We start from the raw sequence: 13,772 nt of genomic DNA on the forward strand, positions 1-13,772 counted from the left end.
ATGAGCGTTATTCGTAACATATTAAATTCCCGTTCTTCTCAAGGCGGGAATTTTTTTAATATTCTTACTCAAATCCTCGGCTTCAAACCCAAATCTATTTTACCCTATAAAAAAGCTTTTACCCATCGATCTTTAAATCGAAAGGATGAAGAGGGAAACGCGATAAATTTTGAACGTTTGGAGTTTCTTGGTGACGCCATGTTAAGCGCCGTGGTGGCCTCTCACCTGTTTAAAGCCGTTCCTGGCGGGAATGAGGGCTATCTCACCAAAATGAGGTCTAAAGTGGTTAGTAGAAAGCATTTGAATGAACTGGGGAAAGATCTGGGTCTTATTTCACATGTACAAACCAATATACCCAAAGACCAGTTCGGGGTTAATATCCATGGTAATTTATTTGAAGCACTTGTAGGAGCAATCTATTTAGACCGAGGTTACAAATACTGCAAAAGGTTCATCTACGAAAGAGTCATAGATCCTTATGTAGATATTGAACAGCTGGAAGGTAAAGTAATAAGTTATAAAAGTCTTGTTATTGAATGGTGCCAGAAGGAAAAGAAGGAATTTGATTTTAATGTTTACGAGGATACCGGAAATGATGAGCTTAAACATTTCGCTGTAAAATTGCGTATAAATGGCCGGGTGGTGGCTAAGGCCCGAGCAACTTCAAAAAAGAAAGCTGAAGAAAAAGCCTCAAAAAGAGCTTATTACGCCCTTCAAAACAAAATGGATTAATTTTTTAAGGATTCTTTGAAAACTAAAACGTTTTCGTAAATAATTGCTGATTTTTAGGGCTAATTATCTTCAATTTGTTAATCATATAGTATCTTTAACCTTAAAGTAAAAGTTTATGCAATCGCATAAAGTTCTTCTGGAAGTTGAAGATGAACATTTTAATTTAATCGCCATTTATTCCTCACTCGAGGGATATAAAATGGCGTATTTTTTAAATAAATATCTTAAAATCAGGCTCGAAAGGGAGCGAAAAGATGTTGATTTTAATCATACTGAATATGATGCCTTATATGCATTGTTTTCGCACAAAGACTCGAATTATTATTACAGTTTAGAGCTTGTGGCAAATAAATTCAAGGGAGAGCCAAAAAAGATCCTTAGTTCAGGATCGCTTTTTAAAGAAGAAGAACTAAGTCCTCAGGAAGTGCATTTGATTCCTGAATATAATCAAGTTGATTTTTTCCTTAAAATAGGGGAAGAGATACTTCCGAAAGAATTTAACAGGATCCTGCAGACCATAGGGCATATACCCGGAGTACAGGCTGCATACGCGATTGACATAGAAAATTTAAAATCCAAACAAAACCTAATATTCGAATAATGCCTACCAACAAAAAAACAAAAATAGTCGCCACATTAGGTCCTGCGACCAGTAGTAAAGATATTTTAAGAAGAATGCTGCAGGAAGGTGTGAACGTGTTTCGCATCAATTTTTCTCATGCGAATTATGATGATGTAAGGGAAAGGATCCAGATGATCAGGGAATTAAACGAAGAAGATGGTTTTACGGCAGCGATTTTGGGAGACCTGCAGGGGCCAAAACTAAGAGTTGGCGTGATGAAGGAAGAAGTGGTCGTAAATGAAGGAGACCGCATTGTTTTTGCTACCGGAAAGGAATTCAAAGGTACTGCAGAAAGAGTTTATATGAATTATGACTCTTTTCCGCAGGACGTAAAAGCGGGAGAAAGGATATTATTGGATGACGGAAAACTAATCTTTGAAGTGGTGAAAACCAATAAAAAGGATGAGGTTGAAACCAAAGTAATCCAGGGTGGACCTTTAAAATCGAAGAAAGGTGTTAATCTTCCCAATACCAGTATATCATTACCGGCCCTGACTGAAAAAGATGTGAAAGATGCCATATTCGCCTGTGAAATGGGAGTGGATTGGATGGCGCTTTCTTTCGTAAGACATGCTGAAGATCTTATGGAGCTTCAGGAATTGATCAAACAGCATTCTAAATATAAGATCCCTATTGTAGCTAAAATTGAAAAGCCGGAAGGAGTAGCCAATATTGATAAAATTGTGGCTTATTGCGACGGACTTATGGTAGCCCGTGGAGATCTAGGAGTTGAAATTCCAGCGCAGGAAGTTCCCTTAATTCAGAAAAAGCTGGTGCTAACCGCTAAAAAAGCGAGAATTCCGGTGATTATTGCTACCCAGATGATGGAAACTATGATCACCAGCCTAACTCCTACAAGAGCAGAGGTGAATGATGTAGCAAACTCTGTGATGGATGGGGCAGATGCGGTGATGTTGAGCGGGGAAACTTCTGTAGGACAATATCCGGTTCAGGTGATTCAAAAGATGTCTCAAATTTTACAAAGTGTAGAGAATTCTCCTCTAATTAAAGTCCCTCATGAGCCACCTCATGTACGAACAAAGAGATATATTACCAAAGCGGTTTGTTACCACGCAGCCCATATGGCCAATGAAATTAAAGCTAAAGCTATTTGTACGTTAACAAATAGTGGTTATACTGCTTTTCAAATCTCTGCCTGGAGACCGGAAGCGCACATTCTGGTTTTTACTTCCAATAGGAGAATTTTAAATCAGTTAAGTCTGCTTTGGGGGGTGAAAGCTTTTTATTATGATAAGTTTGTAAGTACAGATGAAACCATAGAAGATATTAGCGGTATGGCTAAAAAAACAAAATTTGTTGAAACAGGGGATTTCACCATCAACCTGGCAGCAATGCCTATTACAGCAAAAGGAATGGTGAATACATTAAGGGTTTCTGAAATAGAATAAATTCTTTTAAATACTATAAAGCCACGAATACACTGGCATATTCGTGGCTTTTTCAATTGAATTTTGATACCAGGGATATTATCAAAATTTGAACTTTAGTTGCACAAATATTTCCTTTTTTTCTTCCTGTGAATCTGCTTTATCAGTGTTGAGGTTAGAAAGCGAAATTCCCAGTAGTCTTACTGAATTTTTCATTTTTTCCTGATATAATAGATCTTTGGCGATTTCAAGGATAAGATCCTTGTCTGAAATATAATAATCGATCGTCTTGCTGCGTGTTTGCAGGGTAAAATCACTATATTTTATTTTTAAAGTAATCGTTTTTCCGGCCACTTTACTTTTCTTCAAGCGACGCTCAATCTCTTCAGCAATATTTTCAAGCCTTTCCAACATAAAGATTTCCGAAGCTATATTTTCATTAAAAGTTCGTTCGGCACCGAGGGATTTTCTAATACGATGTGGTTTTACCTCACTAAGATGGATCCCGCGAACCACATTATAAAAATGGCTGCCACTTTTCCCAAAATGCCTGGTTAGATACTCCTCAGATTTTGATTTCAGATCTTTTCCGCTGAAAATTCCCAGTCGGTACATTTTTTCAGCAGTCACTTTTCCAACTCCATAGAATTTTCTAATATCTAGCTCCTCAAGAAATTCAATCACCTCTTCCGGCTGCACCGTTTTTTGTCCGTTTGGTTTATTAATGTCGCTGGCAACTTTCGCAATGAACTTATTGATAGAAATCCCTGCGGAAGCATTGAGTCCCGTTTTCTCCTTAATGCGATCTCTAATTTGTTTTGCTATTAAAGTGGCGCTGGGATTTCCTTTTTTATTTTCGGTGACATCCAAATAGGCTTCATCTAGGGAAAGTGGTTCTACCAGGTCTGTATATTCAAAAAAGATTTCTCGTATCTGTGAAGAAATTTCCTTATAGCGTTCAAATCTTGGTTTTACAAAAATTAGATCAGGACAATTTCGTTTGGCAATTACACTGCTCATGGCGCTTCTTACCCCAAATTTTCTGGCTTCGTAACTAGCGGCGCTTACCACTCCTCTTTGTGAACTTCCGCCCACTGCCACTGGTTTACCCTGAAGTTCCGGGTTATCAAGTTGCTCCACAGAAGCATAGAAAGCATCCATGTCTATATGGATTATTTTGCGAAGTCTTTCCACCTGGTAAATTTAGTGAAACTTGTGATGGTCCATGCAGTTTCTGATTAAAGCATTTCTGAATCCATTTCTAAGGATATAATTTCCTTTGGAACATAAAACTTATCTTTGAAAGAAGACGTTATTCAAAATGGAACAAAAAACTGCCATAATTTTAGGTGCCACCGGGTTAACCGGAAGTATTTTACTTAGAAAACTTATCGAGGATGCCAGGTATAGAAAAATAAAAGTCTTTTCTAGAAACCATGTTCAGCAAAAAAGTGAAAAGCTGGAGGAGTATCTTATCGATCTTTTTGAACTTGAAAAAGTCGCAGATCTGTTTACTGCAGATGAGGTTTACTGCTGTATTGGAAGTACTCAAAAGAAGACACCCGATACGGAGGTTTATCGCAAGGTGGATTTTGGCATACCGGCTACTGCAGCAAAGCTCTGCAGTAGAAATAACATACATACTTTTCAGGTTATTTCAGCCATGGGAGCCGATGAGAAAAGCAGGTTCTTTTATAATAAGGTAAAAGGCGAAATGGAGGGAGCTGTTCTGGAAGAAAAAATTAGGAACACTTATATTCTTCAACCTTCATTAATTGGTGGAAAACGAGAAGAAAGCAGACCTTTTGAATTTATTTCGAAAAAAATAATGAGCCTTGGAGATCATTTGCTGGTAGGCAAGCTAAAGAAGTACAGAAGTATACATCCGGAAACTATTGCAAAGGCTATGATATATTTGGCTAATAATGATTATAAAAGTAGAAGGATACCTTCAGATGAAATAAAAAGTATTGCAGAAAGAAAGTAAGAAAATGCAGGAAATAGAGCGAAAATTTTTAGTTGGTTCAGTAGACTTTAAAGAACAGGCTTCTAAGAAAACACATTTTGTACAGGCTTATTTAAATACGCATCCAGAAAGAACTATAAGAATTCGTATAAGTGGGGAAAAGGCTTTTATGACCATTAAAGGGAAGTCTTCAAAGAATGGTTTATCAAGATTTGAATGGGAGAAAGAGATTGAAACAGCGGAGGCAAAGCAGTTATTGAAATTATGTGAACCTGGAAAAATCGAAAAATACAGATATCTAATTCCGAAGGGAAAGCATACGTATGAAGTAGATGAATTTCTGGGCGAAAATAGAGGACTTGTTTTAGCCGAAATAGAACTTACTAGTGAAGAGGAAGAATTTGAAAAACCAGACTGGTTAGGAGAAGAAGTGACAGGGGACCTGAAATATTATAATTCGAATTTAATAGCTAAACCATATATAAACTGGCATCAATGAGAAAGCTGTTATTCTCTATGATTCTTGGGCTGGGATTAGCGTGTACCGATAATCCAAAAAATCTTTCTGAACCTGAAAAAGCAGGAACTAAAGATACTTTAGGTGGAAAGAAGCATGAAATGCCTGATATTGAAACTGGTCTTAAAGAGAAAGGCTATAAAACTTTTAGTTATAAAGAAGGGGATACCACCTATTTGATGCAGCAATATTATATGGTATTTTTAAAAGCCGGTCCCAATCGTAGTCAGGGTTCTACCGAGGCTGCTGAACTTCAGAAAAGTCATATGGCGTATTTAGAACGTCTTTCAGTAGAAGGTTATACCAGTTTAACCGGACCTATGGGAGATGATGGCGATCTAAGGGGTATCGTAGTTTTTAATACTGCAACCCAAAAAGAAGCTGATAGTCTGGCTAAACTGGATCCTATGGTAAAAGCGGGCAGGCTTAAAGTGGAAGTTCATCCATGGTGGGTGGCCAAAGGAAGTAAACTCAACTAAAATTATGGGCTCAACCAATGATTTACCTGTACTTAAATACCTGGACAACGAAAATAAAAAGCTGACCCTTCATCTGTATGTTCAAATTTTAGGAAAAATTAGGATGTGTTTTGCTCCGCGAAAAAATCATTGGTGGTATATCACACTATATGTTTATGATAAAGGCTTTACCACCAGGTCTATTCCCATAAATAACGGTTTTGATTCATTTTCGCTTAATCTGAATATACTTCAGAATAAACTGGAGATTACTAAGAGTACCGGAGAACTCAAAGATTTTGATTTATACAATGGGCTTCCCGTAGCTACGTTTTATAATAATGTGATTAACTTTTTAGAGGATCTTGATATTCAGGTGAAGATGAACGATAAACCCTATGATTTAAATATTGATAACAGATTTTCAGAAATAACAGACTTACATTATTATGAAATGGAGTATAGCAATGCTTTCTGGAGAACTTTTCTCTGGATAGATTCGATATTTAAAGAATTTAGCGGAAGATTTTACGGAAAGACCTGCCCTATTCACCTATATTGGCATTCGCTGGATCTGGCGGTAACTCGTTTTTCCGGAAAAAAAGCTCCGGAAATGCCTAAAGAAGCACGAATTTCAGATAAAGATGCTTACACCCATGAATGTATAAGTTTTGGTTTTTGGGCGGGTGATGAAAATATGCAGGAACCGGCATTCTATTCTTATACGTATCCTGCACCAAAAGGGTTGGAAAAAAAGGCCCTTAAACCAAATGCGGCAAAATGGGTTATCAATAATGGGAATCCGATGGCTATTTTAACCTATGCAGAGCTTTTAAAGGAAAATGATCCTGGAAAATCGCTGTTGAAATTTCTGGAAAGTGCGTATCAGGCGGGAGCTGAATTAGCTGAATGGGATGTTGAGAACTTGACGGTTCCTCCGCTTGAAGATTTATAGTCAGGCAGAAGTGATTTTGTCTTTAATCTCGTGCTTCTGAAGTACTCCAGACTGTCTCCAAACCTGCGCTCCATTCTTAAAAAGTATCATGGTTGGGACGCCACGCACCTGATATTTGGATGCTAAAGCCTGGTTTTTATCAACATCTATTTTTACAATTTTCACCTTATCCCCAAGTTCTTCCTTTACATCTTTTAGAATAGGGGCAAGGGTTTTACAGGGGCCACACCAGTCGGCATAGAAATCGATAAGAACAGGTGTTTCACTTTTAATAATTTTACTAAAACTACTTTTCATAACAATTCGAGTTTTAAATAAATTTAGGGATTATCGGGCACAAATTATTTAAGAAAGACTTAAAAAGTACCTACAATACCAACCCTGCCAAGTCCAAGATGCATCTTCCAGCTGATCCCATTTTTATCAGCATCTTCATAATTTCTTTCGGTACTTAAATACTTATCTATCGTATCTACTACCGCCACACTCAGCGCAAGGCTTAATCCCACATCGGTTAACCAGTGCGCACCAGACCATAATCTTGAAACTGGCGAAATAAGACCCACGCCCATGAGCCCTGCTTTTATAAATGGATTTTTAAATTGTTTGGAAAGCGCATACATAGTAGTAAAAGATAATATAGTGTGGCCAGAAGGAAAAGCATGATACTGGCCTTCACTACTGAAGGGTTTAAAACTATTTTTACCCTCTTCAGCTGTGGGTCTGGCTCTGCCCACTGCTGTTTTAGAAATGGATTGAATAATTCCTGAAGCTGTTGCAGCAGAGATCATTAACACACCAGTTTTCCTTATTTTTTCATTCTTAGTAAAAACACCAACCAGATAAACGGCTCCGGTAAGTCCGTAATTATTCTGGGGACTACCAAAATACCAGCCAATATCTCTTACCAATTGAGGGGCGCCTTCCCCCTGCTTTCTAAAATAATCGCTGGATTCCTCATCAAAGGTGTAAAGGGCTGCTGTTCCCAGAACCACCGCTCCTGCAGTAATAAAATCATCCTTCTGCCAGTTTAACGGAGCAGTATAGGCTTTTTTTAGTCCGGCAAAAGCACTTGCTCCATCATATTTCATCAATTCCCAGGTAGTGGGAAGACTATCGTTTTTAGCATTTTCCTGCGCAATTAAACTTGGTGGCAGTAATCCGATAAATAAAACTAACAGTACTAATAATTTTTGCATATTTTTTAAATTAAGTCCTCAATCTGGTGGTTAGAGGACCAACTTCAATTAACTTTTTGGAAGCAGCGATACAGGAAAAATTTTGAAGTGCGAAAATACATTTAGTTCAGTTATTTCTATATTGGAAACCCTCTAATTAATCGTTAAATTCCAGATATAAAAAAACCCGGAGCGAACATCCGGGTTAGGTTAATTTTTGAAGGAGGCTTATTCTTCGTAAATGCCTATTTCAAGATCTCCGTTTGCATTCATCGTGGCGCGATACATTCCAGCAGTATTAAATTCCATAGAGACATTTCCCTTGTTATCTATAGCGATAATTCCGCCGCTACCACCTAATTCCGGTTGTTTATTCTGAATAACTTCATGAGTGGCTTCTTTTAAAGAAACTCTTTTATATTCCATCATTGCAGAAATATCATAGGCTACCACTCCTCTAATAAAATATTCACCCCATCCGGTGCTTGAAATCGCAACTGTTTTATTATTGGCATAGGTTCCTGCTCCAATAATAGGTGCATCACCAATCCGGTTATATTTTTTATTAGACATTCCTCCGGTTGATGTTCCGGCTGCGAGATTTCCATTTTTATCAAGTGCTGCACAACCTACCGTTCCAAATTTTTCATCCTTTACAAATGGATCGTAGAAAGCAGTTTTATTGCTCTTCTCTTTAGCTCTTTCGCGGGCTCTTTCCATCGCTTTGAAGCGATTTTCAGTATAAAAGTATTCAGGGTCAACAATTTCAAGGCCCTGCTCTTTGGCAAATTCTTCCGCTCCTTTACCTGAAAGCAAAACGTGTTCTGAATTTGTCATGACTTCATAAGCCAGATTAATGGGGTTTCTCACGTTAGTAACCCCGGCAGCGGCACCAGCATTAAGTGTTTTACCGTCCATAATGGAAGAATCCAGTTCATTTTTACCTTCATTGGTAAAGACCGCCCCTTTTCCTGCGTTAAACAACGGACTATCTTCCATCACATTTATAGTTCTCTGTACTGCTTCCAGTGCTGTTCCTCCATTGGCAAGGATTTCGTGGCCTGTTTTAATGGCCTCCTCTAATTTGTCTTTATAGGCCTGTTCCAGCGAGTCACTCATATTTTCTTTTAGAATGGTCCCGGCTCCCCCGTGGATAACAATTCCAAAATTTTGGACACTGTCATTTTTAGTGTTTTTTTCGGAATCTTCCTGAACATAATCCTGTGTAGACTGGTTAGCATCATTACAGGAAATTAGACAGATAAGGCTGAAAAGTAGCAGTAGATTTTTCATATTGATAGATTTAAGTCGAAAGTTAATCAAATTATCAAAAATAACAGCCCGAAACCGGCTAGTTCGGTGCATATTCAGTAATTTTAAGTAAAATTTTTGTTATGCCAGTAGAAAAACCTTTCAATTTAAATAAATGGGTTGAACAGAACCGGGAAAGTTTGAAACCTCCGGTAGGAAACAGGAACCTTTATAAAGAATCCGGAGATTATATTGTGATGGTCGTAGCGGGTCCAAATGCCCGTAAAGATTATCATTATAATGAAACCGAAGAATTATTCTACCAGCTTGAAGGCACGATTGAAGTACATATTCAAGAAAATGGTAAAAGGAAAACCATGAAACTGGAACCGGGAGATATGTACCTTCACCCGGCCAAGGTTCCGCATTCTCCCGTGAGACATGATAATTCTATTGGCCTGGTGGTAGAACGAAAAAGATTGAATGAAGAAGGCAAAGATGGTTTGATGTGGTATTGTGATAATTGTAATAATAAATTATATGAAGTTTTTTTTCCGCTTCGGGATATAGAAACAGATTTTTTAAAGCACTTCAAAGAATTTTACGGGAACAAAGATCTTCGAACCTGTAATAATTGCGGAGAAGTTATGCCTGTTGATGAACGGTTTACAGCAGTTGAGGAATAGCGGTTTATTTTTCCTATTTTCGCAATAACTACACAAATTAATCGATAAAAACACAAATTAATGAGCAAAATCGCTGAAGAATTCGGGATTAAACAAGCCCTGAAAGATTTAGGTTTGAACGACATCAATAACGGAACCTCAACCGGAAATGACTGGTTTAGTAATGGAGATATCATAGAATCTTATTCTCCTGTTGATGGAGCACTTATAGGTAAAGTAAAAGCTACTACAAAAGAGGATTATGAAAAAGTGATCACTACTGCCGAGAAAGGTTTTAAAGAATGGAGAACCTGGCCTGCACCGCAACGTGGTGAAGTGGTTAGACAGTTCAATGACGAATTAAGAAGGCTTAAAGAACCTTTGGGGAAACTCGTTTCTTATGAAATGGGAAAATCTTACCAGGAAGGTCTGGGAGAAGTTCAGGAAATGATAGATATCTGTGACTTCGCGGTTGGACTATCGCGCCAGTTACATGGATTGACCATGCATAGTGAACGCCCAGGACATAGAATGTACGAACAATACCATCCACTTGGAGTAGTTGGGATTATTTCTGCTTTTAACTTCCCTGTGGCTGTTTGGTCCTGGAATACAGCGTTAGCATGGGTTTGTGGCGATGCATGTATTTGGAAAGGTTCAGAAAAAACACCACTAACTTCAGTTGCCTGTCAAAATATCGCAGCAAGGGTTTTTAAAGAAAATAAAGTGCCTGCAGGAATTTCCAGTTTGATTACGGGAGATTATAAAGTAGGTGAAATGATGACCAAAGATGAACGCGTTCCTTTGATTTCTGCAACAGGATCTATAAGAATGGGTAAAATCGTTGCTCAGGCGGTGGCTGCAAGGTTAGGAAAGACCTTATTGGAATTAGGCGGAAACAACGCCATTATCGTGACTCCAGATGCCAATATTAAAAATACGGTGATTGGGGCTGTTTTTGGTGCGGTAGGAACCTGTGGCCAACGTTGTACCTCTACAAGAAGGCTCATCGTGCACGAAGATGTATATGATAAGGTAAAAGATGCTGTAGTTAAGGCCTATAAACAGATTAGAATAGGAAATCCGTTGGATGAAAATAATCATGTGGGGCCGCTTATAGATAAGGATGCGGTTAAAAATTATCAGGCTGCTTTAGATAAAGTGGTGGAAGAGGGTGGAAAAATTTTAGTGAAAGGCGGAGTCTTGGAAGGTGAAGGTTACGAAAGCGGATGCTATGTAAAACCTGCCATTGCTGAAGCTGAAAATCATTTTGAGATCGTACAGCATGAAACCTTTGCTCCGGTGCTTTATCTTATGAAGTATTCTGGAGATGTAAGTGACGCGCTTAAACTTCAGAATGGGGTAAAACAAGGACTATCTTCAGCAATTATGACGAACAACCTTAGAGAGGCAGAAAGATTTCTTTCTTCTGAAGGTTCAGATTGTGGAATTGCCAATGTAAATATTGGTACTTCAGGAGCTGAGATTGGTGGAGCTTTTGGAGGTGAGAAAGAAACCGGTGGAGGCCGCGAATCTGGATCTGATGCCTGGAAGATTTATATGAGAAGACAAACCAATACGATCAATTATACTACTGAACTGCCGCTGGCACAGGGAATAAAATTCGATTTATAGTTTAGTTTTTTAAGTGTGATTAAAGCCTGTTTTATTTTAAAGCAGGCTTTTTTATTTACTGATGTTTAAAAATTCTAAGGGCGTGATCATAATTCATAGTTAAATCCAACTTAAATAGAAAGCTATTTTTGTCCCGAGATATAATAATCTTTATTTTCGGTTTCAATTTAATACTATAGGGTTTATGAGCACATTTTCAGAAGAAAGAGCGAAGGAGGAACATGCTAAGAGAACGGAAGAGTTTGAGCAGGAGGATGTTGGAAAAGTAGTAGAGAATGAAGATAAGATCCTGGAAAAATTTGAGAACAAGGGCAAATTGAAACGATATATAGATGACGCCAGGCTGCTATTTTCTTTGGTTAGGGATTATGCGCGCGGGGATTATCGTGAAGTTCCTTTTAACATCATAGCCGCCGCCGGGGCCGCATTATTATATGTATTATCTCCCATAGATCTTATTCCAGATTTTATCCCAGTACTTGGATATTTAGATGATGCAGCAGTAATAGCATTTTGTCTTAACTTAATGGAAAAAGATCTGGCCAGTTATAAGGCCTGGAAAGACCAGTTTCTACATAGTTCATAAAAAAACAGGTGCTTAAAAGTCGAGAAAATCCCATCCTGAATTTATTCAGGATTTTAATTAATTGAAAATAATAATCAATTAAAAGCTGAATCAATCCCGAAAACTTTCGGAACAGTTTTACGAAATAATGACTTTTTAGACAGTCTTTTTTTTAATTTCAGTGGGAATATTAAAATCTGTAGCCAATATTAAAGCCTGCATTAAATTCTATTGCCGAAAAACGATCTTTCACTTCATCGCTGAAGTTCCTCCCCACGTTTATAAAAGGGCCTAAAACAAAGGTATCATTGAAATTCCATTTATAACCCGTTCCTATTCCTATTATAAAAGAATTCATATCTGTGATGGTAGGGCTCGAAAATTCCGGCTCTACAACATCTCTTGTTTCTTCACTGAATTCTCCGGTCCTATACTTAAGAAATGGATTCATATATAAGCCAGACGCGGCGTAGTCTTCCCCGAAATAATAGTTATAACCCAGTTTGAAACTGTTTGTCTGGAAATCCCTTGACCCGCTTTCAGAATGATAATTTATCCGGTCGTTAATTAAAATAGTCCCTTCAATAGACTGATGATCGTCCAGGAAACGTTCATATCCAAACTCTACCGAGGCTATGGCTATGGTATTGGCAATATTTAATTTTATTTCGTTCTGTTTTTCAGCATTTTGAGCAACCCCAATTTTGGTAATAAGGATAAGCATCAACAGTGATATTATTTTTTTCATAGTAGGTATTTTATTCCTGGTTTACAAATTAAAAAACCCTGCTGGATTTGCGCAGGGTTCGTAATTCTATAATAAAGCTGATAGATTAAACCATTCCATTAGTTTCAACCCACTTGAATTTATGCTGATCCTGAGGAACAGCGATCCTGTCGGCGATTCTAGTCATTCTATCCGGTAAAGCCATTAAATAGTCTCTGGCTTTTTCAGCTTCATCGGTAAGGGATCTCATTTTATCTATCTCCCAGTAACCATTTAGCTTTTTCAGAATATCAATATAGTCATAGGTTGTATAAACTCCTAATCTTTGCGCTGCATTCGAAAAATTCTCAAAAGCTTCAGCAATACCCTGTCCGGATTCCCTGATAAATTGAGCGGGCATCACGATTTTCTTTTTCATCATATCTACATAAGCCAACATCATTTCACTTGGATCATGCTCAAAGATGGTCTTTACAAACTCCCGGTATGCCATATAATGCCTCATCTCGTCCCCGGCTATGATATTACACATTTTGCCAAGCATCTTATTTCCTTTCTTTTTAGCTAACTGTCCTACACGTTTATGTGAAATATTAGTTGCTAATTCCTGAAAACTGGTATATACAAAGTTTCGGTAAGGATCCCGGCCGGTTCCAATATCAAAACCATCATTGATAAGGTGCTGAGTGGTTTTTTCAATTTCCTTCATGTCAACCCTTCCGGAGAGATATAAGTATTTATTTAAAGTATCACCATGTCGGTTCTCTTCTCCGGTCCAGTGTCTAACCCATTTTGCCCAGGCGTTTTGTTCGCCTCGTTGTGCTCCATGCTGTTCTACCCCTTCCATATCCATAAGCCATGACTCGTAAGTAGGCAGGGCTTCTTCAGTTACCATATCTGCTACGAGAACTACCCAGAAATCATATCCTAATTCCTTGGCTTCTTCTCTTATTTGATGCACTTCCTCAAAACCATTATCATCCTGAAGGTTGGGTAGCATATCTGTAGGTTGCCAAATTTCATCAACGGGAATAAGGTATTGGTCAATAAAACCCTGAACGGATTTTTCGACGGTTTGCATTACTTCTAAACGTATATTGTCTAATGCCATTT

General features: G+C 38.0%; 16 protein-coding genes. 10 read left to right on the top strand and 6 right to left on the bottom strand.

Annotated elements, in window-relative coordinates:
• The 3 genes from rnc (at position 1) to pyk (ending at position 2,763) form a co-directional block, all read left to right on the top strand.
• On the top strand, positions 1-732 hold the full coding sequence (gene rnc / locus Q1K34_RS00900; RefSeq protein ID WP_300433779.1) for a ribonuclease III: 732 nt from the start codon (positions 1-3) through the stop codon (positions 730-732).
• A gap of 115 nt (positions 733-847) precedes the next feature.
• The gene (locus Q1K34_RS00905; RefSeq protein ID WP_300433780.1) at positions 848-1,333 is read left to right on the top strand and encodes an IPExxxVDY family protein; all 486 of its coding nucleotides are present in this window, start codon (positions 848-850) and stop codon (positions 1,331-1,333) included.
• Entirely contained in the window at positions 1,333-2,763 is a 1,431-nt protein-coding gene (gene pyk / locus Q1K34_RS00910) for a pyruvate kinase (RefSeq protein WP_300433781.1), read from the top strand. The genes Q1K34_RS00905 and pyk overlap by 1 nt, the downstream gene beginning before the upstream one ends.
• A gap of 81 nt (positions 2,764-2,844) precedes the next feature.
• Here the strand turns inward: pyk and dinB are convergent, their stop codons facing one another.
• Complete coding sequence (gene dinB / locus Q1K34_RS00915; protein WP_300433782.1) at positions 2,845-3,936, bottom strand: DNA polymerase IV; 1,092 nt, start codon at positions 3,934-3,936, stop codon at positions 2,845-2,847.
• A gap of 127 nt (positions 3,937-4,063) precedes the next feature.
• On the opposite strand from dinB, the gene Q1K34_RS00920 reads away from it, so the two are divergent.
• From Q1K34_RS00920 to Q1K34_RS00935, 4 genes are read left to right on the top strand one after another with little or no spacing between them, the layout of a single operon-like run.
• Positions 4,064-4,729: an NAD(P)H-binding protein gene (locus tag Q1K34_RS00920; RefSeq protein ID WP_300433783.1), complete on the top strand. Its 666-nt coding sequence runs from the start codon at positions 4,064-4,066 to the stop codon at positions 4,727-4,729.
• 4 nt (positions 4,730-4,733) lie between these two features.
• Positions 4,734-5,207: a CYTH domain-containing protein gene (locus tag Q1K34_RS00925; RefSeq protein ID WP_300433846.1), complete on the top strand. Its 474-nt coding sequence runs from the start codon at positions 4,734-4,736 to the stop codon at positions 5,205-5,207.
• Entirely contained in the window at positions 5,204-5,704 is a 501-nt protein-coding gene (locus Q1K34_RS00930) for a YciI family protein (RefSeq protein ID WP_300433784.1), read from the top strand. Before Q1K34_RS00925 ends, Q1K34_RS00930 begins: the two co-directional genes overlap by 4 nt.
• Positions 5,705-5,708: 4 nt before the next feature.
• Complete coding sequence (locus Q1K34_RS00935) at positions 5,709-6,638, top strand: DUF5996 family protein (protein WP_300433785.1); 930 nt, start codon at positions 5,709-5,711, stop codon at positions 6,636-6,638.
• Here Q1K34_RS00935 and trxA read toward each other — a convergent pair whose 3' ends face one another.
• The 3 genes from trxA to Q1K34_RS00950 all read right to left on the bottom strand — a co-directional run bounded on the left by trxA (position 6,639) and on the right by Q1K34_RS00950 (position 9,109).
• On the bottom strand, positions 6,639-6,935 hold the full coding sequence (gene trxA / locus Q1K34_RS00940) for a thioredoxin (protein WP_300433786.1): 297 nt from the start codon (positions 6,933-6,935) through the stop codon (positions 6,639-6,641).
• 59 nt (positions 6,936-6,994) lie between these two features.
• The gene (locus Q1K34_RS00945) at positions 6,995-7,837 is read right to left on the bottom strand and encodes a phosphatase PAP2 family protein (RefSeq protein ID WP_300433787.1); all 843 of its coding nucleotides are present in this window, start codon (positions 7,835-7,837) and stop codon (positions 6,995-6,997) included.
• Positions 7,838-8,044: 207 nt separating this feature from the next.
• Positions 8,045-9,109, bottom strand: a complete 1,065-nt coding sequence (locus tag Q1K34_RS00950) for an isoaspartyl peptidase/L-asparaginase (protein WP_300433788.1) — start codon at positions 9,107-9,109, stop codon at positions 8,045-8,047.
• Positions 9,110-9,210: 101 nt separating this feature from the next.
• Between Q1K34_RS00950 and Q1K34_RS00955 the strand changes: the two genes are divergently transcribed.
• From Q1K34_RS00955 to Q1K34_RS00965, 3 genes are all read left to right on the top strand, one after another.
• Positions 9,211-9,753, top strand: a complete 543-nt coding sequence (locus Q1K34_RS00955) for a 3-hydroxyanthranilate 3,4-dioxygenase (RefSeq protein ID WP_300433789.1) — start codon at positions 9,211-9,213, stop codon at positions 9,751-9,753.
• 60 nt (positions 9,754-9,813) lie between these two features.
• A complete protein-coding gene (locus Q1K34_RS00960; protein WP_300433790.1) occupies positions 9,814-11,367 on the top strand; it encodes an aldehyde dehydrogenase family protein in 1,554 nt (517 codons plus the stop codon).
• 184 nt (positions 11,368-11,551) lie between these two features.
• Complete coding sequence (locus Q1K34_RS00965; protein WP_300433791.1) at positions 11,552-11,953, top strand: YkvA family protein; 402 nt, start codon at positions 11,552-11,554, stop codon at positions 11,951-11,953.
• 169 nt (positions 11,954-12,122) lie between these two features.
• Here Q1K34_RS00965 and Q1K34_RS00970 read toward each other — a convergent pair whose 3' ends face one another.
• Entirely contained in the window at positions 12,123-12,680 is a 558-nt protein-coding gene (locus Q1K34_RS00970) for a DUF3575 domain-containing protein (protein WP_300433792.1), read from the bottom strand.
• 85 nt (positions 12,681-12,765) lie between these two features.
• The gene (locus Q1K34_RS00975) at positions 12,766-13,770 is read right to left on the bottom strand and encodes an acyl-ACP desaturase (RefSeq protein WP_300433793.1); all 1,005 of its coding nucleotides are present in this window, start codon (positions 13,768-13,770) and stop codon (positions 12,766-12,768) included.
• Positions 13,771-13,772 lie beyond the last annotated feature (2 nt).

Origin of the sequence: Christiangramia sp., from assembly GCF_029937855.1 — a bacterium.
In the GTDB taxonomy this organism is placed as follows: Bacteria; Bacteroidota; Bacteroidia; order Flavobacteriales; family Flavobacteriaceae; genus Christiangramia.